Below are 22,569 nucleotides of genomic sequence, written 5' to 3'. Positions count from 1 at the left end.
CCCCGGTGTTTTCAAAGGTTGTATTTTGCCTGACTGCCTGCGTTCCTGTGCGAACTATCGCCATGCCAGGCAGGCGAAAAAAAACAGGCCGCGCGGGCCTGTTTTCCTGTTGCTGCGGGCTGGCCTTACTTGGCCGCCACCCGGGTGCTGCCGGAACCGACCGGTTGCAGCAGCGCGAAGCGGTGCGACATGTCGGCGGCGTAGGTCTTGAAGCGGGCCATTTCGGCCGCCGTCAGCGGAGCCTGGGCTTGCACGTTCATCTTCGATGGGTCCTTGGCTTCGCCGCCCACGCGGAATTCGTAGTGCAGGTGGGCGCCCGTGGACCAGCCGGTGGTGCCCACGTAACCGATCACGTCACCCTGGCTGACTTTGCTGCCCTTCTTGATGCCCGATGCGAAACGGCTCATGTGCGCGTACGCGGTGGTGTAGTTGGCCCAGTGCTTGAGCACGATCACGTTGCCGTAGCCGTTCTGGGTGCCTTCGAAATCGACCACGCCATCGCCGGCGGCGCGGATCGGGGTGCCGGTGGCCGCAGGGAAGTCGATACCCTTGTGCTGTTTCCACTGGCCCGAGATCGGGTGCACGCGCATGGCGAAACCGGACGAGATACGGCTGAATTCAACTGGCGATTTCAGGAAGGCTTTCTTGAGCGATTTACCGTCGAAGCTGAAGTAGCCGCCGCCTTGTTTGGTTTGCGGATCTTCGAACCAGACCGACTGGTAGGTGGTGCCGTGGTTGGTGAATTCGCCGGCCAGGATGCGGCCCGCGCGCACGAACTCGCCGTTCTGCCAGAACGTTTCATAGACCACGTTGAAATGGTCGCCCCGCTTCAGGTCGCCACGGAAGTCGATGTTGGTCGAGAACATCTCGATGATCTGCTTGACGATGGAGTCGGGCAGCTTGGCGCCGTCCTCGCTGGAATCGGTGGCCGCGTACAGGGTCGAGCTGATGGTGCGCGCGTGCATCTCGATGCGACGTTCCAGCTTGGCCGCTTCTTCCTTGGCCACGAAACCGTCGCCCTTGCGGGTGATGGAGATATTCTTGACGGGCACGTCTTTGCCGTCGACCACGGTCGCCTGCAACCACTGCAGGTTGCCTTCGTCGTCGGTCTGGGCTTGCACGCGCTTGCCGGTGGTCAGCTGCATCACGCCGCGCGCCACTTTGTCCTTCTTGATGAAGGTTTCGGCCGCTTCGTCGTCCACACCGAGGCGGTTCAGCAGCGCGGCCAGCGTGTCGCCGGCCCGTACTTTTTCCTCATGGATGTAGTGCTCGCTGGTCTGCTGCTGTTCCAGTGCGGCGATCTGCGTGGACAGGTTGGGCAGGGCCAGTTCTTCGGACACCGACTTGACGGGCAAATCCGAAGCATCCGGTGCCAGCGGCGCGACGCCGGCCGCACCGAACGCGCACACTGCCAGAAACAGTGCGGAGGCGCTGATGATGCGTGCCTTGCGCGTCGATCCTAGCAGTGTGAACAAGCGTGAGCTTGTGAATTTGTTTGTAGGGTTCATGCAATCAGTTAAAATTTGCCGCTTGAACTATTCAGGAACGTTTAATTTTTCTTATTGTTTATTCGGTTCGTTTTCATACGGCAAGATTGATGGGATCGAGCATTATAACAAACTCCTGAGCCAGCCTACTTTTTTCGGAAAATCGTTTACAAACATATGGATACCTCGTCTGCATCGCCTAAAAAGGCACCCGCCCCCGTCCTGCCGTTGTCCGACCGCGTCCAGGAAGCCCTTGCCATCACCAAGCGCGGTGTCGACGAGCTGCTGGTCGAAAGTGAGTTCGCGCAAAAGCTGGCGCGTTCCGAGCAAAGCGGCGTGCCGCTGCGCGTCAAGCTGGGCCTGGACCCAACGGCGCCCGACTTGCACTTGGGCCACACCGTGGTGCTCAACAAGATGCGCCAGTTGCAGGACCTGGGCCATCAGGTGATCTTCCTGATCGGCGATTTCACCTCCATGATCGGCGACCCGTCCGGCCGCAACGTCACCCGTCCACCGCTGACCCGCGAGCAGGTCGAGCAGAACGCGATGACCTATTTCAAGCAGGCATCGCTGGTGCTGGACCCCGCGCGCACGGAAATCCGCTACAACTCCGAGTGGTGCGATCCGCTGGGCGCGCGCGGCATGATCCAGCTGGCCTCGCGCTACACGGTGGCGCGCATGATGGAACGCGACGATTTCAGCAAACGGTTCAAGAGTGGGACTCCGATTGCGGTCCATGAGTTCCTTTATCCGCTGATGCAAGGTTACGATTCCGTGGCGCTGAAGGCTGACCTGGAGCTGGGCGGCACCGACCAGAAGTTCAACCTGCTGGTGGGCCGTGAACTGCAGAAGGATTACGACCAGGAACAGCAATGCATCCTGACCATGCCGCTGCTGGAAGGGCTGGACGGCGTCGACAAAATGTCCAAATCCAAGAACAACTACATCGGCATCACGGAACCGGGCAACACCATGTTCGCCAAGCTGATGAGCATTTCCGACGTGATGATGTGGCGCTACTACGAGCTGCTGTCGTTCCGTTCGCTGGCCGAACTGGCCCAGCTGAAACAGGAAGTGGCCGATGGCAAGAACCCGCGCGACGCCAAAGTGGCGCTGGCGCAGGAAATCGTGACCCGTTTCCACTCGCAGCAGGCGGCCGAGGAAGCACTGGCCGACTTCGTCAACCGTTCCAAGGGCGGCATTCCGGACGACGTGCCGGAAGTGGCGCTGGCCGGCGCGCCGGTGGGTATCGCCCAACTGCTCAAGCAGGCCGGCCTGTGCCCTTCGACGTCGGAAGCGATGCGCATGGTCGACCAGGGCGGTGTGCGGGTCGATGGCGCCGTGATCAGCGATAAAGCCGTCAAGATCGAAGCCGGTACCTTCGTGCTGCAAGTGGGCAAGCGCAAGTTCGCGCGCGTCACGCTGAGCGCATGATCGCACTGCTGCAACGGGTCACGCGCGCCAACGTGGTGGTGGCGGGCGCCGTGATCGGCGCCATCGACGCCGGCCTGATGGTGCTGGTGTGTGCCGAACGGGGCGACACGGAACGGGAAGCGGACGCGCTGCTGACCAAGCTGCTCGCCTACCGCGTGTTCGCCGACGCGGCGGGCAAGATGAACCTGAGCGTGACGGACGTGGCCGGCGGCTTGCTGCTGGTGCCCCAGTTCACGCTGGCGGCCGACACCAAGTCCGGCAGCCGGCCCTCGTTCACGCCGGCCGCCAGCCCGGAGGATGGGCGGCGCCTGTTCGACCATTTCGTGGCCCAGGCCCGCGTGCGCCATCCGGTGGTCGCCACCGGCCAGTTCGGCGCCGACATGCAAGTGTCGCTGACGAACGACGGTCCGGTGACGTTCTGGCTGCAAACTTGCGCCAAATAGTGAGAGGTCGTTTCAAAAAGCCCGTGGCGTCGTTTTCGCTGCGCCTCGCGGCGCAGCCGCCTCGCCGTGCAGGTGCACTGTCTTCGTCGCCACGCCTTGCCACGGTCATTTTGAAACAACCTCTAAGATGTTTGCGTGCGCGCAAAGCGGCACGTCAATCTGGCCAGAGTATATAGAGCGGAGCGGGGGATGCGATGAGACTGTGGAGCGAGACTTTCCGCGATGGCGGCGCCATCCCCGCCGGCTGCGCGTTCGCGGCTATCGATCCCATCGGCCGGGTGCGCCTGTCGGACAACCGCCATCCCCACCTGGCCTGGGACGAGGTGCCGGCCGGCACCGAGTCGCTGGTGCTGTTCTGCATCGACGGCGATGCGCCCCAGGATGGCAGTCACGTCAACATCGAAGGCCGCACGCTGCCGGCCGAATTGGCGCGGGGCGACTTTTTCCACTGGACCCTGATCGATCTGCCGCCCACGGTGCGCGCGCTGCACGAGGGCGCGCTGGCATCGGGCGTGGTGGCGCACGGCAAGCCCGGCCCCGGCGTGGCGCTGACGGCCGACGGCGCCGACCATGCGCCGCGCCAAGGCATCAACGATTATACGGGCTGGTTCGCGGCCGATCCGGACATGGCCGGCGACTATTACGGGTATGATGGCCCCTGTCCGCCGTGGAACGACTTGCGTCTGCACCATTACATCTTCCGCATCTATGCGCTCGATGTGCCGAGGCTGGCGCTGGAGGGACGCTTCACGGGCCCGCAAGCCAGTGCCGCCATCCACGGCCATATTATTGATGAAGCACAATTGATCGGCACCTATACGCTCAACCCCGCGCTGGTGCCCCCTCACAAATAAGAACGCATGAAACAGACAACTATTCTGCTGATTCGCCACGGCGAAACGGCCTGGAACGCCGCGCGCCGCCTGCAGGGCCATACCGACATCGCCCTGAACGAGGAAGGCCAGCGCCAGGCGGAAGCACTGGGCCGCGCCCTGGCTGGCGAGCGGCTGGACGCCATCATCGCCAGCGACCTGGAACGCGCCGTGCAGACGGCCCATGCGGTGGCCAGCCAGCACGGCATGCCGGTGCATACCGACCCCGGCCTGCGCGAACGTTGCTACGGCGTGTTCGAAGGCATGTTGTATGCCGAGATCGCCGAGCGCTACCCGCAGGAATATGCTTTGTGGCAAGCGCGCGACGTGGATGCCGTGATGCCGGCCGGTGCCCGCCCGGCGGAGAGCTTCCGCCAGTTCTACCGCCGCGTCATCGACGGCATCGCCCACTGGGCCGAACGCCATCCGGGCCAGACCATCGCCGTGGTGGCCCACGGCGGCGTGCTCGAATGCGCCTACCGGCAAGCGGTCGGCATGACGCTCGACAGTCCGCGCGACTTCCAGGTCAAGAATGCCAGCGTCAACCGTTTCACCCTGGCCGACGGCAAGCTGACCCTGGCCAGCTGGGGCGAGGTGGACCACCTGAGCCTGGACGCGCTCGATGAATTGAACTGAACGCACGTACTAATTCTTCCATATAGGAAAGATTTATTCGCAGCTGTCAAGCGCCTGGACGATAGTTCTGTTGAAAAATAGTGCTTATTAATTGAGCAGTCCTTCGGTTAAAATAGAGGGTTCCTTGTTCCCGTTCAGGCAAGTCCAGTGCAAATCGGCCCTTATTTATTGCGTAACAATGTATTCGTCGCCCCCATGGCGGGCGTGACGGATCGTCCGTTCCGGCAGCTGTGCAAGCAGCTCGGCGCGGGCTACGCCGTATCCGAGATGGCTGCCTCCAATCCGCGGCTGTGGGCCACGGAAAAGAGTTCGCGCCGGACCGACCATGCGGGGGAAATGGAACCGAAGGCGGTGCAGATCGCTGGCGCCGACCCGCAAGACCTGGCCGACTGCGCCCGCTTCAACGTGGAACGCGGCGCCCAGATCATCGACATCAACATGGGCTGCCCCGTGAAAAAGGTGTGCAACAGCTGGTGCGGTTCGGCCCTGTTGCAGGACGAAGCGCTGGTCAGGGAAATCCTGCATGCGGTGGTGGGCGCGGTGGACGTGCCCGTCACGCTCAAGTTCCGCACCGGCTGGAACCGTGCCAACAAGAACGCGCTCACCATCGCCCGCATTGCCGAGGACGCCGGTATCGCCATGCTGACCTTGCATGGCCGCACCCGCGCCGACGGCTACAAGGGCGATGCCGAGTACGACACCATCGCCGCCGTCAAGCGGGCCGTGGCCATTCCCGTGGTGGCCAACGGCGACATCACCACGCCGGAAAAAGCCCGCTACGTGCTGGACCAGACGGGCGCCGACGCCATCATGGTTGGCCGCGCGGCGCAGGGCCGGCCATGGATCTTCCGCGAGATCGACCACTATTTGCGCACCGGCACCCATTTGCCGGCGCCTTATGTGGACGAAGTGCGCACCCTGATGGACGAGCATCTGCGCGCCCATTATGCGTTCTACGGCGAATACCTGGGCGTGCGCACGGCGCGCAAGCATATCGGCTGGTATGTGCGCGACCTGGAGGGCGGGGAAGCATTCCGCCAGCAAATGAACTTGCTGGAATCGACGGACGAGCAGTTGCTGGCCGTCGACCAGTTCTTTGAATCGCAATGGCGTTTCGGCGAGCGGTTACAATACCGCCTCCCGGAACCGGCGGAGGCCGCATAACGGTCTTCCAGCGCTTCAAAAAAGATACAAAAAAAAAGGGCAAACGCCGCTGCCGCGTGATCCGCGACAAGGGCGTCATAACAGATCAATTAGCCGAACGGTAACAAAATGAGCAAAGAAAGTATCCAGGAAGTGGTCCAGAAGAGCCTTGAAGATTACTTCAACGACCTGGGCGAGCAACAAGCATCGAATATTTATGACATGGTCGTGCTGACCGTGGAAAAGCCCATCCTTGAAGTGGTCATGACCCGCGCCGACGGCAACCAGTCGCATGCGGCGCAAATGCTGGGCATCAACCGCAACACCCTGCGCAAAAAACTGCAAGAGCACGGCCTGCTGTAAGCGCGCGCGACCTTCCGGCACCTGGGTGGCTGTGCATGGCCGCTGGCGCCGGTGGGCTTGAACCAAGAATACTCAACCAACTAGCCATAGCCATGATTAAACAAGCACTCATCTCCGTATCCGACAAGACCGGCGTCCTGGACTTCGCCCGCGCCCTGGCGGCCATGGGCGTCAACCTCCTGTCGACCGGCGGCACCGCCAAACTGCTGGCCGACAACGGCCTGGCCGTGACCGAGGTGGCCGACTACACCGGCTTCCCGGAGATGCTGGACGGCCGCGTGAAAACGCTGCACCCGAAAGTGCACGGCGGCATCCTGGCCCGTCGCGATTTCCCTGAGCACATGGCCAAGCTGGAAGAGCACAACATGCCGACCATCGACATGGTGGTGGTCAACCTGTACCCCTTCCAGGCTACCGTGGCCAAGGATACGTGCACGCTGGAAGACGCGATCGAGAACATCGACATCGGCGGCCCCACCATGCTGCGTTCGGCCGCCAAGAACCACAAGGACGTGGTGGTGATCTGCGACCCGGCCGACTACGGCGTGGTACTGGCGGAAATGAAGGGCACCGACAACGCGCCCGGCCAGGTCAGCTACGACACCCGTTTCAAGCTGGCCACCAAGGTCTACGCCCACACGGCCCAGTACGACGGCGCCATCACCAACTACCTGACCAGCCTGGGCGCCGACAAGGCCCACGCCAGCCGCGCGGCTTATCCGCAAACGCTGAACGTGGCGTTCGAAAAAGTGCAGGACATGCGCTACGGCGAGAACCCGCACCAGAGCGCCGCCTTCTACCGCGACCTGCAACCGTCGGCCGGCGCGCTGGCCAACTACCGCCAGCTGCAGGGCAAGGAACTGTCGTACAACAACATCGCCGACGCCGACGCGGCCTGGGAATGCGTGAAGAGCCTGGGCGGTTTCGACCAGAGCGCCGCCTGCGTGATCGTCAAGCACGCCAACCCATGCGGCGTGGCGCTGGGCGCCAACGCGGTGGACGCTTACAAGCGCGCGCTGCAGACCGATCCGACCTCGGCCTTCGGCGGCATCATCGCCTTCAACACGGAAGTGGATGGCGTCGCCGCCACGGAACTGGCCAAGCTGTTCGTGGAAGTGCTGATCGCGCCGTCGTTCACGGCCGAAGCGCTGCAGATCCTGTCGGCCAAGCAGAACGTGCGCCTGCTGGAAATCCCGCTGGGCAACGGCATCAACGCGATGGACTTCAAGCGCGTGGGCGGCGGCCTGCTGGTGCAGTCGGCCGATGCCAAGAACGTGCTGGTGGGCGACCTGAAAGTGGTGACCAAGCTCCAGCCTACCCAGCAGCAATTGCAGGACATGATGTTCGCCTGGCGTGTGGCCAAGTACGTCAAGTCCAACGCCATCGTGTTCTGCGGTAACAACATGACCCTGGGCGTGGGCGCTGGCCAGATGAGCCGTATCGACTCGGCCCGTATCGCCTCGATCAAGGCGCAGAACGCCGGCCTGTCGCTGACCGGCTCGGTGGTGGCGTCGGACGCCTTCTTCCCGTTCCGCGACGGCCTGGACGTGGTGGTGGACGCGGGCGCGAACTGCGTGATCCATCCGGGCGGCTCGATGCGCGACCAGGAAGTGATCGACGCGGCCGACGAGCGCGGCGTGGTCATGGTCTACACCGGCACCCGTCACTTCCGTCATTAATCTCAAGTAGTGCCCACAGTGCGGCGGGCCGGTTTCGGTCCGCCGCACTGTTTTTATATACAGCATTCAATTTTCCCGGGTACAATCCGGGAATGATTATTCTCGGCATCGACCCCGGCTTGCGCACCACCGGCTTTGGCGTCATTCACAAGCAGGGGGCGAGGCTGCGTTACATCGCCTCGGGCACCATCAAGAGCGGCGAGGGCGATTTGCCCAAGCGGCTCAAGGTGATCCTGGACGGCGTGGGCCAGGTGGCCAGGCAGTACCAACCCGATTGCGCCGCCATCGAGCAAGTCTTCGTCAACGTCAATCCCCAATCGACCTTGTTGCTGGGCCAGGCCCGCGGCGCGGCCATTTGCGCGCTGGTGACGGCCGAGCTGGCCGTGGCCGAGTATTCGCCCACCCAGGTCAAGCAGGCCGTGGTCGGCACGGGCCGGGCCGTCAAGGCCCAGGTGCAAGCCATGGTGGCGCGGCTGCTGGCGCTGCCAGGCCTGCCCGGCACCGACGCGGCCGATGCGCTGGGCGTGGCCATCTGCCATGCCCACAGCCGCGAAACGCTGACCCTGATCGCCGGCGCCAACGCGGCCAGCGGCGGTACGGTTGCCGCCGCCGGCCTGCCCGGACCGCTGGCCGGGCTGCGCATGAAGCGCGGCCGGCTGGTCGGTTAATCTCCCTTACTAATACCAAAAAGGTATCACGATGATAGGTCGTCTGTCCGGCATCCTGCTGGAAAAAAATCCGCCGCAACTGCTGGTCGACGTGCAGGGCGTGGGCTATGAGGTGGACGTGCCGATGAGCACGTTCTACAACCTGCCGCAGGTGGGCGAGAAGGTGGTGCTGTTCACCCACCAGGCGATCCGCGAGGATGCGCATTTGTTGTTCGGCTTCGGCAACGCCGAGGAGCGTGCCGTCTTCCGCCAGTTGATCAAGATCAGCGGCGTGGGCGCGCGCACGGCGCTGTCCATCCTGTCGGGCATGTCGATCGCCGACCTGGCGCAGGCGGTCACATTGCAGGAAGCGGGCCGGTTGGTCAAGGTACCCGGCATCGGCAAGAAGACGGCTGAGCGCTTGCTGCTGGAACTGAAAGGCAAGCTGGGCGCCGACATCGGCGCCGGCGGCGTCCATGCCGTGCCCGATTCGCAATCTGATATCCTGAACGCCCTGCTGGCGCTGGGCTATTCGGACAAGGAAGCGGTGGCCGCATTGAAGACCGTGCCGGCCGGCAGCGGTGTTTCGGACGGCATCAAGCAGGCATTGAAGGCGTTATCCAAGGGGTGATGTGTCTCAAATGAGTGGCTGGCGCTTCTGCCTATGCTCGATCTTCGGGTCGAGCGGAGGCAGTCATGGACAAGCCGATACGTTTTCCCTGGAATGGCTTTCCGGATGTCTTGATTCACGCATCGGAACTATTCGTCAAACGGCACTCCAGCTATCAACAAGCAAAGGCTGGCGATGTGATCGCTTCGATCAGCCTTGTCACCGAGTCGCTGTCCTATGAAATTTTGGATCGGTTAAGCCGGGAATATGGACCTTTTTCGCCGGTACTGCTTGCAGTGCAGGCAGAGGAGTCTGCCGGATTGAATGCGATCCCCAGGGCAATGGCCGAGACGATTGCCGTCATTTTGAACTGGGACATCGAAACACATGTGCTTCAGAAGAACGTTGTCGGTCATACTGGCGCCAGTGGCTTCGTTCGCATGGCCAATCAAGCGCTTTTCAGTGGTGCAGTTAAATCTGGCCTAAACTATTTTCTGATAGACGATTTTATCGGCCAAGGTGGTACTCTTGCCAATCTGCGCGGCCATATTTTGGTTCAAGGCGCCAAGGTTCTCGGCACAAGCGTATTGACCGGGAAGCCACACTCGGCAAAGCTGGCGTTGGCGAATCATCAGCTTGACGCGTTAAGGAGCAAGCATGGAACAATCGAATTCTGGTGGAGGCAGCGATTTGGCTTCGGCTTCGACTGTCTCACCGCATCGGAAGCCCGATACCTTATCCAGACTGCAACGAGCGAAAGAATCGTTGAGCGCTTGGAAGAAGCTGGTCGGGGAAGGTAAAGTCGAACCTTTGGTCGTTCGGCTCGACAGCCCGCCGGTATTAAGGGGGAAGGTCAGAATGCTGACGCTAGGCGAACAAGAGCAGTTGCGTGCCGCGAACCAGATGATCGGGGATTATGTACGTCGGGTTCTGGCAACTGTTCCCGCCCCGATCAAAGACGACAATACTTGATAGATTCTTGAATGAGCATCCAAACCGACAACTTCACCGAACAGCGCATCATCGACGCGGCCCCCGCTTCGCCCAATGAGGAAGCGATCGAACGGGCCTTGCGTCCCAAGCACCTCGATGAATACGTCGGGCAGGAAAAGATCCGCGACCAGCTGGAAATCTTCATCAAGGCCGCCCGCAAGCGCGGCGAGGCGCTGGACCACACTTTGTTGTTCGGCCCACCCGGGCTGGGCAAGACCACGCTGGCCAACATCATCGCGCGCGAGATGGGCGTCAACCTGCGCCAGACTTCCGGCCCCGTGCTGGAGCGGCCCGGCGACCTGGCCGCGATCCTGACCAACCTGGAAGCGAACGATGTGCTGTTCATCGATGAAATCCACCGCCTGTCGCCCGTGGTGGAGGAAATCCTGTATCCGGCGCTCGAGGATTATCAGATCGACATCATGATCGGCGAAGGCCCGGCGGCCCGTTCCGTCAAACTGGACTTGCAGCCGTTCACGCTGGTGGGCGCCACCACCCGGGCCGGCATGCTGACCAACCCGCTGCGCGACCGCTTCGGCATCGTGGCCCGGCTGGAGTTCTACAACACGGCCGAACTGACCCGCATCGTCACCCGCAGCGCCGCCTTGCTCAAGGCGGAGATCGAACCGGACGGCGCGGCCGAGGTGGCGCGCCGCGCGCGCGGCACGCCCCGTATCGCCAACCGCCTGCTGCGCCGCGTGCGTGACTACGCGGAAGTGAAGGGCGACGGCGACATCACCAAGCAGGTGGCGGACGCGGCCCTCGTCATGCTGGACGTGGACACGGTGGGCTTCGACGTGATGGACCGCAAGCTGCTGGAAGCGGTGCTGTTCAAGTTCGGTGGTGGCCCGGTCGGTATCGGCAACCTGGCGGCGGCCATCGGCGAGGCGGCCGACACCATTGAGGATGTGCTGGAACCTTACCTGATCCAGCAAGGTTTCCTGCAACGCACCCCGCGCGGGCGGGTCGCCACGCCGGCCGCTTACCTGCACTTCGGCGTCAATCCCCCGCGCGTCAATCCGAACGGTGAGCTGTGGGGGAGCTGACCCCGCCGGCCGCGCCCATGCAGATCTGGGTCGATGCGGATGCCTGTCCCGCCGTCATCAAGGAGATCCTGTATCGGGTGGCCGACCGCGTCCAGTTGCAGGTGACGCTGGTGGCCAACCAGTTGATGCGGGTGCCGCCTTCACGCTTCATCCGCGCCCTGCAAGTGCCATCGGGCGCCGACGTGGCGGACCAGGAGATCGTGCGCCGGCTGGCGGCCGGTGACCTGGTTATCACGGGTGACATCCCGCTCGCGTCCGACGTGCTGGACAAGGGCGGCTACGCGCTCAACCCGCGCGGCGAGTTCTACACCCGCGATAATATCCAGCAAATGCTGACCATGCGCGCCTTCCTCGACGAGCTGCGCGGCAGCGGCGTGGACACGGGTGGCCCGGCCGCTTTCAGCCAGGCCGACCGCCAGAATTTCGCCAACAGCCTGGACCGCCATCTGCACAAGATGCGCACGCGCTGACACACCACTGTTCCATTTCTCCACACTTTTGTTGCACGGTGGCGCAGGCAATTGCGCCATGCACCTGCGCGCGCTGTTCCAACGCGAGCGGCATGGAACTTGCGTAGATAGCTGTGATGGTCCGAAAACCATGTCCACATGGTCCAGGACGGTCAATCAACCTACCTATATTCAAGGAGACAGCCATGCAATGGAGCAAACCAGAGTTCATCGATTTCCGTTTCGGTTTTGAAATCACGCTGTACATCGCCAACCGCTAAGCGGCGCTTGCCGCGGCCGCCGGCCAGTTGCCGGTGGTCGCGGCGCAAGTTCGATTCGAGGTTACTGATGAAAATCATCGTACTGGGTTCTTCGGCTGGCGGCGGCTATCCGCAATGGAACTGTAACTGCTACAACTGTAACGGCGTGCGCAACGGCACCATCAACAGCCGCGCCCGCACCCAATCGTCGATCGCCATTTCCGCCAACGGCACGGACTGGCTGTTGGTGAATGCCTCACCCGATATCCTGACCCAGATCCGCGCCACGCCGGCCCTGCAGCCAGCCCGCGCCGCACGCGATACGGGCATCGCGGCCGTGCTGCTGATGGATGCCCAGGTGGACCACGTGACTGGCCTGATGATGCTGCGCGAAGGGCGCACCATCCCCCTCTATTGCAGCGCGTCCGTCTGGGACGATTTGCAGACCGGCTATCCGCTGGCCGACGTGCTGTCGCACTATTGCGGCGTACACTGGCAGCCGCTGCCGGTGGCGGGCCAAGCGCAGCCGTTCGAGATCCCGGCCCTGAGCGGCATCCGGTTGACGGCCGTGCCGCTGCACAGCAAGGCGCCGCCATACTCGCCCCACCGCGAACGGCCCCAGCTGGGTGACAACATCGGCCTGCTGGTGGAGGACATGATCTCCGGCCGCACCCTGTTCTACGCACCCGGCCTGGGCAGCCTCGACGCCACCACCACGGCCCTCATGCGCGGCGCCGACTGCCTGCTGGTGGACGGCACGTTCTGGACCGAGGACGAAATGATCACGCTGGGCTTCTCGCCCAATCCGGCCGCCTCCATGGGCCATTTGCCGCAGTCGGGCGCGGGCGGCATGATCGAAGTGCTGGACCAGATGCCGGCATCGCGCAAGATCCTGATCCACATTAACAACACCAATCCCATCCTCGATGAAGACTCGCCCCAGCACGCCACGCTGGGTGAGCACGGCATCGAGCTGGCCTATGACGGTATGGAGATCACACTATGAACATGATGTCGCAACCAGGGCGGGACAACCGGCCGGCGTGGGATGAACGTGAGTTCACGGAACAACTGATGGCCAAGGGCGCCGGCTATCACATCCATCACCACTTCAACGTGCGCATGCAGGAAGGCACGCTCACGCCGGACCAGATCCGGGGCTGGGTGGCCAACCGCTTCTACTACCAGATCAACATTCCCCGCAAGGACGCGGCCATCATGGCCAATTGTCCGGACCGCGCCACGCGCCGGCTGTGGGTGGAGCGCATCCACGACCACGACGGCCACGGCGACAACGCGGGCGGCATCGAAGCGTGGAGCCGGCTGGGCGAGGCGGTCGGCATCGCGCGCGACGATTTGTGGTCGCTGCGCGAGGTGCAGCCCGGCGTGCGTTTCGCGGTGGATGCCTATGTGAACTTCGCGCGCCAGGCGCCGTGGCAGGAAGGCGTCTGTTCGTCGCTCACGGAAATGTTCGCACCGAAGATCCACAAGGATCGCCTGGCCAGCTGGCCCAAGAATTATCCGTGGATCGAGCCGGAAGGGCTGGCTTACTTCCGCAGCCGCATCTCGCTGGCCGAGCGCGACGTGGAACATGGCCTGGCCGTCACGCTGGCGCACTTCACCACGCGCGCGCAGCAGGAACAGGCGCTCGGTATATTGCAATTCAAACTCGACATCTTGTGGGCCATGATGGATGCCATCGCACTGGCCTACGACTGAACCGGGAGAGCCATCATGCTGACCGACTTGACGATGCCCAAGCTGTCCAGGCTGTTCCGCCTGCAGTGGGAGGAAGCGCAGCAAGCGTACGTGCTGCTGTACCCGGAAGGGTTGGTGCGGCTCAACCCGAGCGCGGCGGAAATCCTCAAGCGCTGCGACGGCAGCCGCGAGGTGGCCGACCTGGTGCGCGAGCTGGAAACGGCATTCCAGGCCAGCGACCTCGGTCCGGACGTGCTGGCCTTCCTGGCCGAAGCGCGGCAGCGAGGCTGGCTTGTCTAGCGCCGCCCTCCCGCAGGTCAGCACGGCGGCCATCGCGCCGCCCATGTGGTTGCTGGCTGAGCTGACTTACCGTTGCCCGTTGCATTGCGCGTTCTGCTACAACCCGGTCGATTACGCGAGCAACCGTCACGAGCTGAGCACCGAACAGTGGATAGACGTGCTGCGCCAGGGCCGTGCACTGGGCGCTGCGCAACTGGGCTTTTCCGGCGGCGAACCGCTGCTGCGCGACGACCTGGAACTGCTGGTGGCCGAAGGCCGCCGGCTGGGCTACTACACCAACCTGATCACGTCCGGCATCGGCTTGACGGAGCAGCGCATCGCGGCTTTCAAAGAGGCCGGGCTCGACCACATCCAGTTGTCGTTCCAGGATTCGACCCGGGAAATGAACGACTTCCTCAGCAGCACCCGCACCTTCGACCTGAAGGCGCGCGTGGCGCGGCTGATCAAGCAGTACGACTATCCGATGGTGCTCAACGTGGTGTTGCACCGCTACAACCTGGACCATGTGGAACGCATCATCGACATGGCGCTCGAGATGGGTGTGGAATACCTGGAGCTGGCCAACACCCAGTACTACGGCTGGGGCATGGTCAACCGCGCCCAGCTGATGCCCACGCGCGAACAGCTGGAGCGGGCTGAGGCGGTGGTGAACGCTTGCCGCGAACGCATCGGCTCCCGGCTGCGCATCCTGTTCGTGGTGCCCGATTATTTCGAGGCGCGGCCCAAGGCTTGCATGAATGGCTGGGGCTCCGTGTTCCTGGACGTGGCGGCCGACGGCGCGGCCTTGCCCTGCCACGCGGCGCGCACTATCCAGGGCATGAGCTTCCCCAACGTGACCGAGCAGAGCTTGAAAGAAATCTGGTACGAGAGCGAGGCCTTCAACAAGTTCCGTGGCGACGCATGGATGAAGGAGCCGTGCCGCAGTTGCGACGACAAGCACAAGGATTACGGCGGCTGCCGCTGCCAGGCGCTGGCGCTGACGGGCGATGCGGCCAACGCCGACCCGGTGTGCAGCAAGTCACCCCAGCATGGCGACATCGTGCGCATCGTGCGCCAGGCCCAGGCCAGCCAGGCGGCGGCGGGCGCGGAGGCGCCGCTGATCTACCGCAGCGATGCCAATTCGCGGCTGCTCTCGCAGAAGTAGGCCTGGCCACACCATCAACCAAGCGCAAATAAAAAACCGGCCTGTGCAACGTGGCCGGTTTTTTTCAGGCGGGCAGGACGCACTTATTCCTGGCGCACCCAGGTTTGCGAACGGCCCAGCATCGGGATGCCGATGTAGCCGCGCACGTTCAGTTTCTTGCCGCCGTCGGCCAGGCTCAGCTTGCTCTTGTAGACCTTGCCGTTGTCCGGGTCGAGGATTTCACCGCCCGTGTATTCGCTGCCGTCCTTCTTCAGGCCGGACATGATCACCAGGCCGAGCACGGGTGCGTCCTTGCGGGCGCCTTCACATTTCTCGCACTTGGGGTTCTGGTCTTCGGTGGGCGCGCGGAACAGCTTTTCGATCTGGCCTTGCAGGGCGCCATTGCTTTCCGTAATACGGATCAGGGCCTTGGGTTTGCCCGTCACGTCATCGATATTTTTCCACAGGCCGACGGGCGAGCTGTCGTCCGCCCAGGCGGGAGCGACCAGCGCGCTGGCCGCCAGGCTGGCTGCTGCGATGGTAAAAATAGTGGCTGCTTGCTTCAAAGAACGCATCGTGGAGTCTCCGGGATAGTTGTTGTGTATTTGGCAGTTTAGCAAACTGTCGGCCCAATTCCACCGTATGTTGCAAAAAAATTGACCACTCGTGCTATTTTGATTCTAATCCGCAACGGAGATAGTTCCACAAAGAAAAAACGGGGGCGGAACACGCTGAAAACGTGTCACGCCCCCGTTTTGGGACTGCGCGGTGCTTAAGCGGCTGGCAGCTTGGCGAACTGTTCGCGCATCTTGTCCAGCGTGGCCGAGAAGTTGGCGACCCGTTCTTTCTCTTGGGCTACCACTTCGGCAGGCGCGCGGGCCACGAAGCTCTCGTTCGACAGCTTGCCGCTGGCCTTGGCGATCTCGCCTTCCAGACGCACGATTTCCTTGCTCAGGCGCTCACGCTCGGCCTTGACGTCGATTTCCACTTTCAGCATCAGCTTGGTGGTGCCGACGATGGAAACGGCGGCCGGCGATTCCGGCAGCGCATCCACGATCTGCACTTCGGCCAGCTTGCCCAGCGACTGGATGTAAGGCGCGAACACTTGCAGCGCTTCCTTGTCGGCGGCGTCGCCCGGTTCCACGATCAGCGGCACGCGCAGCGATGGCGCCAGCTGCATTTCGCCGCGCAGGTTGCGGGTGGCGTCGGTCAGCGCTTTCAGTTGCTGCATCCATGCTTCGGCCGATTCGTCGATCTTCGCCGTGTTGGCCAGCGGGTACGGCTGCATCATGATCGAATCGCCTTCGGCCTTGAGCGTCTTGCCAGCCAGCGGGGCCACCGTCTGCCACAGCGCTTCCGTGACGAAGGGGATGATCGGGTGCGCCAGGCGCAGGATCACTTCCAGCACGCGCAGCAGCGTGTGGCGGGTGGCGCGCTGCTGGCCTTCCGTGCCGTGCTGCACCTGGACCTTGGCCACTTCCAGGTACCAGTCGCAATACTCGTCCCACACGAACTTGTAGATGGTGGAGGCGATGTTGTCGAAGCGGTAGTCCTCGAAGCCCTTGGCGATGTCCAGCTCGGCCTTTTGCAGCAGCGAAATGATCCACTTGTCGGCCATCGACAGCGCGGCTTCGTTCTCCGTGCAATCCTTGCCTTCCGTGTTCATCAGCACGAAGCGGGTGGCGTTCCACATCTTGTTGCAGAAGTTGCGGTAGCCCTCGGCGCGGCCCAGGTCGAAGTTGATGTTGCGGCCCAGCGAGGCATACGACGCCATGGTGAAGCGCACGGCGTCGGTGCCGTAGGCGGCGATACCTTCAGGGAATTCCTTGCGGGTGGCCTTGGCGATCTTTTCCGCCGCTTTCGGGTTCATCAGGCCGGTGGTGCGTTTTTCCACCAGCGCTTCCACGCCGATGCCGTCGATCAGGTCGATCGGGTCCAGCGTGTTGCCCTTGGACTTGGACATCTTCTGGCCCTGCGAGTCGCGCACCAGGCCGTGCACGTACACGGTCTTGAACGGTACCTTGCCGGTGAAGTGGGCCGTCATCATCACCATGCGGGCGACCCAGAAGAAGATGATGTCAAAACCCGTCACCAGCACGGACGACGGCAGGAAAGCCTGGATGTCCGGGGTCTGCTCGGGCCAGCCCAGCGTCGAGAACGGCACCAGCGCCGACGAGAACCAGGTGTCGAGCACGTCGTTGTCGCGGCGCAGCGGGCCGGTGCTGCCGGCCTTGGCGGCCTGGGCTTGCGCTTCCGCTTCCGTGGCGGCCACGAAGATGTTGCCGGCTTCGTCGTACCAGGCCGGGATCTGGTGGCCCCACCACAGTTGGCGCGAGATGCACCAGTCCTGGATGTTGTTGAGCCACTGGTTGTAGGTGTTGCTCCAGTTTTCAGGCACGAACTGGATCTCGCCGCTGGCGACCTTGTCGAGCGCCGTTTCCGCGATCGATTTGCCGGGGAAGAACGTGCCTTCCGGGGCTGGCTTGCTCATGGCCACGAACCACTGGTCGGTCAGCATCGGTTCGATCACGACGCCGGTGCGGTCGCCGCGCGGTACCATCAGCTTGTGCGGTTTGATTTGTTCCAGCAGGCCTTGCGCTTCCAGGTCGGCCACGATCTGCTTGCGGGCGGCGAAGCGGTCCAGGCCACGGTAGGCGGCGGGCGCGTTGTCGCTGATCTTGGCGTCCAGCGTCAGGATCGATGGCATGTCCAGGTTGTGGCGCTGGCCCACGGCGTAGTCGTTGAAATCGTGCGCGGGCGTGATCTTGACGCAGCCGGTGCCGAATTCCTTGTCCACATAGCTGTCGGCGATGATGGGGATTTCGCGGTCGCACAGGGGCAGCTTGAGCAGCTTGCCCACCAGCGCCGTGTAGCGCTCATCGGTCGGGTCCACGGCCACGGCCACGTCGCCCAGCATGGTTTCCGGACGGGTGGTGGCCACCGTCAGCGCACCGCTGCCGTCGGCCAGCGGATACTTGATGTACCACATGGAGCCGTCTTCTTCCTCCGACACCACTTCCAGGTCGGACACGGCCGTGCCCAGCACGGGGTCCCAGTTGACCAGGCGTTTGCCGCGGTAGATCAAGCCTTGCTCGTGCAGGCGCACGAACACTTCGGTGACGACCTTGGAGCGGGTCTCGTCCATGGTGAAGTATTCGCGTTTCCAGTCCGGCGAGGTACCCATGCGGCGCATCTGGCCGGTGATGGTGTTGCCGGATTTTTCCTTCCATTCCCACACTTTTTCGACGAATTTTTCACGGCCCAAGTCATGGCGCGACACTTTCTGGGCGTCCAGCTGGCGTTCCACCACGATCTGGGTGGCGATGCCGGCGTGGTCGGTGCCGGGAATCCAGGCTGTGTTATGGCCCAGCATGCGGTGGTAGCGCGTCAAGCCATCCATGATGGTCTGGTTGAAGGCATGGCCCATGTGCAAGGTGCCGGTCACGTTCGGCGGCGGCAGCTGGATGCTGAACGAGGGTTTGCCGGCGTCGAGCGTGGCGGCGTAGTAACCGCGCTGTTCCCACTCGTTGCGCCAGAATTGTTCAATGTCGGCGGGCTCGAAAGACTTGGCTAATTCCATGATTTGGTGAGTTAAATTTGCGAAAACAGCCATTATAGATGACGAAGCAGGCCATACGACGGGACATGGGCGCAGCAGCGTGAAAATCTGCGGGAAAAGTGTCAAACCGTGGCGTGCGCCGCCGGCAAGGGGCGGGAAATTTCTTGCGGGAATGAAAAAGGGGCGCCGCAGCGCCCCTTCCGGATCACGCAGCTTGGTGTTTATGGCACCAGGCTGAAGTTCACGCCCGTCTGGTTGGCGGCCGAAATGTCGACCGAGGCCAGCGACTTGGTGGTGTAGCCGCTGGCGGACGCTTCCAGCATGTATTTGCCCACGCCCGGCTGCACCGTGCCGGCGCTGGCGAACGCCAGCGGCAAGGTGGCGCTGTAGGGCGCGTATTGCGGCGCCGTGGTGGGCAGGCCGGTCAGCGTGTAGTTGCCCGTGGTCAGGTCGGCGCCCATGTACTTGATCGTGACAACGGGGCCGGCAGCGATGGTTTGCTTGGCGTCGACATAGGCGGTGGCGGTGGTGCTGACAGGCGCCAGCAGCACGGTGCCGGCGATACTGCCCGTAACGGAAGTCGGCAGGGTGATCGGCGCGGCCGAGGTGCTGAGCGGGACGATCACGCTGGTGCTGGTCACGGGCACGGCGCCGACAACGGCGGCGGCGTGGGCGTCGGCCGTCACCACCACGTCGTAGTTGCCGAGCGGCAATCGGGTCAGCGAGAATTCGCCGGTGGTGGCGTTGGGCGTGGTGGCGCTGACGATGGCGCCGTTCTGCTGGGCCGACACCATCACGTGGCTGGTCAGCAGGGCAGGCGCGATGAAGCCGCCGATACCGTTCAGCGCGGTCGGGATCACTTTGACCACCGGTTTCAGCGCGTACTTGCCATTGCCCTTGGTGACGACGGATTTGCAGGCGTCGAAGTCCAGCACCAGGTCCACTTTCTGGCCGGCGGCGACGTCGAATTCATTGACCAGCTTGATGCCGCTTTGCACCGCGCTGGGGGTGTCGAGCGACACTTCGGTGGTGCTGCCGGTGGCGACCACGGAATTGGCCAGGGCGTTGCCCGTGTTGGCGTCCAGCACCAGGCGCAGTTGCGAATAGTGGCCGGCGCCCAGGGGCGTCTGGCCCAGCGTGTCGAGCGCGCCGTTGGTCAGGTTGAGCAGGTTGATCTTGCGGGCCGGGCTGAGGGTGATGTCGGTCCAGCCGGCATCCGTGTCGCTGGCCGCCGCGCTCTGGTTCACGCGTACTTTGCTGACGGTGACGTTGACGGCGTCAAAGCCGCAGGAGGGGGCGTCGGTCAGCGACACGCTGAGCGTGCCCATGGTGCTGGTGGACGCCGTGGAGCCACCACCGCCACCGCAGGCGGCAAGGGTGAGGGCGGCGATGGCGGCGAAGGCCGCGCTGGCGGTACGAAGGGGGCGATAGCCTGGCTGTTTCATGATGGACCTCTTATTCTGTTGTCGTTCAAACGGCAGTGACGAGTTCGCTGCACGGACAGTATGCGTTCCATATGGAAACTAGAATGTTAGTTTCCGCACATAGTGAGGTTTTGTTACAACTCTTACTTTTCAGTTTACCCAGCAGCCAGGTACCGCCGGTACGGCATTAAAGCGGACTCGGCATGGAGATAGTGTCGCACATCTGGAGCACGGGTGGAGCGCTCAGCAGCGTGTCGAAACGGCGCAGCGCCTGGCGCAGCGGGGCCGAGGCCAGGTGCGCGTCGCAGGCGGCCTGGTCGCGGTACAGCTCGCAGACGACGAACACCTCAGGCTGGTCCCGGCGGCGATGCACCGTGTAGGACAGACAGCCCGCTTCCGCGCGGCTCACCGTGGCCAGTGCGCACAGCGTGGCGGCCAGTTCGTCGGCCGTGTGGGGATGGGAATGTAGGTGGGCAATTAACAGCATGGAAGCTCCGTGTCAGGGTTCAGGGAACTTGCATGGTGCCGTTTTGCGCGCGCGGCGGATTGTAAAAATGCGTCATATCCCTTGCCTGCCGCAGGTAGCGCTGGGGCGTGGTGTGCACCAGGGTCCGGAAATCGCGGATGAAATGGGCCTGGTCGAAATAGCCGTAGCGCAGAACCGTGTCCAGGCCGCGAGTGGACGGCGTCAGCAGCAGCGCCCGTACCGTGTGGTGGAAGCGGCATAAGCGGCGCAGTCCGGCCGGGGTCTGGCCCGTGCCGGCCAGGAAGCGGCGTTCCAACTGGCGCCGGCCTAGTTGCAGCCGCTGCGCCAGCTGTTCGATCGCCACCCCGCCATGCGTGCGGTACAGGACGTCCACCGCGCGTTCGATCAGCGGATCGGCACCCTCGGGGCGTAGCTGGCGCAGCAGGAAATCCTGGATCAGGCCGAGCCGTTCGGCGTGACTGTCGGCGGCCGCCACCCGGGTGGCGCAGGCCAGGCCCGGCACGCCCCAGACGTCGGCGATATCGAGCGCCCTGTCGTGCAGCTGGGCGATGGGCACGGGCGTGAAGCGGGCCAGCATGCTGGTACGGAAGCGCACGGCGATAAAGCCGACATCGGCCATCGCCGCCAGCGCCAGCGGCGCGCTGCGCAGGCACAGCAAATGGGCCGAGGCGGCCGGCAAGGGGCGTGACGCCTGCTCCGGACTGGCATGGTGAAACGGCAGCCGGTAGTGAAAATACAGTTCGGCGCCCACCCCCGGCAGCAGCGTGGGCAGGGCGATGGTTTCGCCGGGGGCGCTTTCCCACCCCCACAGCCGGTCGATATATGGCTGCAGTGGCGGGGCGGGTAACAGATGAAATTGGCGCATGGGCAGCGATGGCGGGACAGGCGCTCATCTTGCCACGCGGGGGCGCCACTGGGAAGCGGGCGGGCGCCGTGCCCGCTGCCATAGTCCGGTGGCCGCCTGATACTCAGGCCTTGCGGCGGCGCGCGATCCAGCCCACCAGACCCAGCCCGGCCAGCAGCATGGCGGCCGTGTCAGGTTCCGGCACGGGCGCCATCACGTCGATGCCCGTGTAGTGGATGCCGTTATCGGGGAAGGTCATCTGGGTGATCAGCGCGCCCGTGAGCGAGTAGTCGTAGATGCTGTTGCCCGAGGTCAGGTACACATCGTTGTGGTTGCCCAGCGTGAGGCGGTCGATGTCGAAGCCAACGCCGAAGTAGCTGGTCTGGTTCAGCGCCAGGTTGCGCAGCGTGACGCCGTGCTGGGAGCCGGCGTAGGACGCCACCACCCAGTTGTTGCCGTAGGCGACATCGGTGTAATTGATGCCCTGGTCGGGGAAGGTCATGTTGGTGACCTGGGTGCCGTTGGTCAGGTAATCGTACAGGTGATTGCCCGAGGCCAGGTAGACGTGGTTGTTGTCGCCGGCGGCGATGCCGTTGATGTTAAAGCCCGTGCTGACGGCGTTGGACTGGTTCAGCGCATAGTCGCGCACGGTGAAGCCTTGCTGGGGACCGTTATAGGATGCCACCACATGGCCGCCGCCCACATCCACATCGGTGTAGTTGATGGAGGCGATGGGGAAGGCCATGTCGTTGATCAGGGTGCCGTTGGTGCTGTAGTTGATCAGGTGGTTGCCGGCCGCGATGTACAGGTCGTTGCTCACGCCCAGCGCCAGGCCACGGGCTTGAACGCCGGTGCCGAAGTAGTTGGTTTGCACCAGGCCGTCGGTGCGTTGCGTCACGCCCAGCTGGGAACCGGAATAGCTGGCGTAGACGGTGGCGTGGGCTGGGAGCGCGCAGCTGAGCACGGCGCCCAGCAGCAGGGTGGAAAGCATGGGGGAGCTTGGTTTCATGTTGGCATCCTGAAGAGTGAGGGGAGGGGGGCTGCGACCGGACTGATGTCAAAAAACAATACT

General features: G+C 63.4%; 24 protein-coding genes. 17 read left to right on the top strand and 7 right to left on the bottom strand.

Features of this window, described 5'->3' with window-relative positions; all coding sequences use genetic code 11:
* Nucleotides 1-125: 125 nt before the first annotated feature.
* On the bottom strand, nucleotides 126-1,508 hold the full coding sequence (locus tag H3H39_RS15925) for a M23 family metallopeptidase (protein WP_182154364.1): 1,383 nt from the start codon (nucleotides 1,506-1,508) through the stop codon (nucleotides 126-128).
* Nucleotides 1,509-1,664: 156 nt separating this feature from the next.
* On the opposite strand from H3H39_RS15925, the gene tyrS reads away from it, so the two are divergent.
* From tyrS to pqqE, 17 genes are all read left to right on the top strand, one after another.
* The gene (gene tyrS, locus H3H39_RS15920; protein WP_182154363.1) at nucleotides 1,665-2,921 is read left to right on the top strand and encodes a tyrosine--tRNA ligase; all 1,257 of its coding nucleotides are present in this window, start codon (nucleotides 1,665-1,667) and stop codon (nucleotides 2,919-2,921) included.
* Nucleotides 2,918-3,364 (top strand): D-aminoacyl-tRNA deacylase, encoded by a 447-nt coding sequence (dtd, locus tag H3H39_RS15915; protein WP_182154362.1) that lies wholly within the window; start codon nucleotides 2,918-2,920, stop codon nucleotides 3,362-3,364. The genes tyrS and dtd overlap by 4 nt, the downstream gene beginning before the upstream one ends.
* A 194-nt stretch (nucleotides 3,365-3,558) precedes the next feature.
* Nucleotides 3,559-4,218 carry a YbhB/YbcL family Raf kinase inhibitor-like protein gene (locus H3H39_RS15910; protein WP_182154361.1) on the top strand — a complete coding sequence of 220 codons (660 nt, stop codon included), beginning with the start codon at nucleotides 3,559-3,561 and terminating at the stop codon, nucleotides 4,216-4,218.
* 6 nt (nucleotides 4,219-4,224) lie between these two features.
* A complete protein-coding gene (locus H3H39_RS15905) occupies nucleotides 4,225-4,872 on the top strand; it encodes a histidine phosphatase family protein (protein WP_182154360.1) in 648 nt (215 codons plus the stop codon).
* 147 nt (nucleotides 4,873-5,019) lie between these two features.
* A complete protein-coding gene (gene dusB / locus H3H39_RS15900) occupies nucleotides 5,020-6,036 on the top strand; it encodes a tRNA dihydrouridine synthase DusB (RefSeq protein ID WP_182154359.1) in 1,017 nt (338 codons plus the stop codon).
* Between the two features lie 108 nt (nucleotides 6,037-6,144).
* Nucleotides 6,145-6,378, top strand: a complete 234-nt coding sequence (locus tag H3H39_RS15895; protein WP_008445162.1) for a helix-turn-helix domain-containing protein — start codon at nucleotides 6,145-6,147, stop codon at nucleotides 6,376-6,378.
* A gap of 92 nt (nucleotides 6,379-6,470) precedes the next feature.
* On the top strand, nucleotides 6,471-8,057 hold the full coding sequence (gene purH, locus H3H39_RS15890) for a bifunctional phosphoribosylaminoimidazolecarboxamide formyltransferase/IMP cyclohydrolase (RefSeq protein ID WP_182154358.1): 1,587 nt from the start codon (nucleotides 6,471-6,473) through the stop codon (nucleotides 8,055-8,057).
* Between the two features lie 92 nt (nucleotides 8,058-8,149).
* Nucleotides 8,150-8,725 (top strand): crossover junction endodeoxyribonuclease RuvC, encoded by a 576-nt coding sequence (gene ruvC, locus H3H39_RS15885; RefSeq protein ID WP_182154357.1) that lies wholly within the window; start codon nucleotides 8,150-8,152, stop codon nucleotides 8,723-8,725.
* 31 nt (nucleotides 8,726-8,756) lie between these two features.
* A complete protein-coding gene (gene ruvA, locus H3H39_RS15880; protein WP_182154356.1) occupies nucleotides 8,757-9,335 on the top strand; it encodes a Holliday junction branch migration protein RuvA in 579 nt (192 codons plus the stop codon).
* A 65-nt stretch (nucleotides 9,336-9,400) separates the two neighbouring features.
* Nucleotides 9,401-10,114, top strand: a complete 714-nt coding sequence (locus H3H39_RS15875; protein ID WP_182154355.1) for a phosphoribosyltransferase — start codon at nucleotides 9,401-9,403, stop codon at nucleotides 10,112-10,114.
* 183 nt (nucleotides 10,115-10,297) lie between these two features.
* On the top strand, nucleotides 10,298-11,353 hold the full coding sequence (ruvB, locus tag H3H39_RS15870) for a Holliday junction branch migration DNA helicase RuvB (RefSeq protein ID WP_182154354.1): 1,056 nt from the start codon (nucleotides 10,298-10,300) through the stop codon (nucleotides 11,351-11,353).
* A 17-nt stretch (nucleotides 11,354-11,370) separates the two neighbouring features.
* Nucleotides 11,371-11,823 carry a YaiI/YqxD family protein gene (locus H3H39_RS15865; protein WP_182154464.1) on the top strand — a complete coding sequence of 151 codons (453 nt, stop codon included), beginning with the start codon at nucleotides 11,371-11,373 and terminating at the stop codon, nucleotides 11,821-11,823.
* A 116-nt stretch (nucleotides 11,824-11,939) separates the two neighbouring features.
* Nucleotides 11,940-12,083: a pyrroloquinoline quinone precursor peptide PqqA gene (gene pqqA / locus H3H39_RS28520; RefSeq protein WP_220461563.1), complete on the top strand. Its 144-nt coding sequence runs from the start codon at nucleotides 11,940-11,942 to the stop codon at nucleotides 12,081-12,083.
* A 64-nt stretch (nucleotides 12,084-12,147) separates the two neighbouring features.
* Entirely contained in the window at nucleotides 12,148-13,068 is a 921-nt protein-coding gene (gene pqqB, locus H3H39_RS15855; RefSeq protein ID WP_182154463.1) for a pyrroloquinoline quinone biosynthesis protein PqqB, read from the top strand.
* Nucleotides 13,069-13,070: 2 nt separating this feature from the next.
* Nucleotides 13,071-13,781: a pyrroloquinoline-quinone synthase PqqC gene (pqqC, locus tag H3H39_RS15850; protein ID WP_375540436.1), complete on the top strand. Its 711-nt coding sequence runs from the start codon at nucleotides 13,071-13,073 to the stop codon at nucleotides 13,779-13,781.
* A 15-nt stretch (nucleotides 13,782-13,796) separates the two neighbouring features.
* Complete coding sequence (gene pqqD / locus H3H39_RS15845; protein ID WP_182154353.1) at nucleotides 13,797-14,060, top strand: pyrroloquinoline quinone biosynthesis peptide chaperone PqqD; 264 nt, start codon at nucleotides 13,797-13,799, stop codon at nucleotides 14,058-14,060.
* Complete coding sequence (gene pqqE, locus H3H39_RS15840) at nucleotides 14,053-15,204, top strand: pyrroloquinoline quinone biosynthesis protein PqqE (protein ID WP_375540435.1); 1,152 nt, start codon at nucleotides 14,053-14,055, stop codon at nucleotides 15,202-15,204. The genes pqqD and pqqE overlap by 8 nt, the downstream gene beginning before the upstream one ends.
* An 83-nt stretch (nucleotides 15,205-15,287) precedes the next feature.
* Here the strand turns inward: pqqE and H3H39_RS15835 are convergent, their stop codons facing one another.
* The 6 genes from H3H39_RS15835 to H3H39_RS27950 form a co-directional block, all read right to left on the bottom strand.
* Nucleotides 15,288-15,758 carry a DUF2147 domain-containing protein gene (locus H3H39_RS15835; RefSeq protein ID WP_182154352.1) on the bottom strand — a complete coding sequence of 157 codons (471 nt, stop codon included), beginning with the start codon at nucleotides 15,756-15,758 and terminating at the stop codon, nucleotides 15,288-15,290.
* Nucleotides 15,759-15,955: 197 nt separating this feature from the next.
* Nucleotides 15,956-18,763: a valine--tRNA ligase gene (locus H3H39_RS15830; protein ID WP_182154351.1), complete on the bottom strand. Its 2,808-nt coding sequence runs from the start codon at nucleotides 18,761-18,763 to the stop codon at nucleotides 15,956-15,958.
* Nucleotides 18,764-18,963: 200 nt separating this feature from the next.
* A complete protein-coding gene (locus H3H39_RS15825) occupies nucleotides 18,964-20,187 on the bottom strand; it encodes a DUF4382 domain-containing protein (RefSeq protein WP_182154350.1) in 1,224 nt (407 codons plus the stop codon).
* Between the two features lie 166 nt (nucleotides 20,188-20,353).
* On the bottom strand, nucleotides 20,354-20,653 hold the full coding sequence (locus tag H3H39_RS15820) for a putative quinol monooxygenase (RefSeq protein ID WP_182154349.1): 300 nt from the start codon (nucleotides 20,651-20,653) through the stop codon (nucleotides 20,354-20,356).
* Between the two features lie 19 nt (nucleotides 20,654-20,672).
* Entirely contained in the window at nucleotides 20,673-21,518 is an 846-nt protein-coding gene (locus tag H3H39_RS15815) for an AraC family transcriptional regulator (protein WP_182154348.1), read from the bottom strand.
* Between the two features lie 103 nt (nucleotides 21,519-21,621).
* On the bottom strand, nucleotides 21,622-22,242 hold the full coding sequence (locus H3H39_RS27950; protein WP_446033172.1) for an FxDxF family PEP-CTERM protein: 621 nt from the start codon (nucleotides 22,240-22,242) through the stop codon (nucleotides 21,622-21,624).
* Nucleotides 22,243-22,569 lie beyond the last annotated feature (327 nt).

This window comes from Rugamonas apoptosis, assembly GCF_014042355.1.
GTDB lineage: Bacteria > Pseudomonadota > Gammaproteobacteria > Burkholderiales > Burkholderiaceae_D > Rugamonas > Rugamonas apoptosis.
This window is presented reverse-complemented; position numbering and strand designations above follow the sequence as displayed.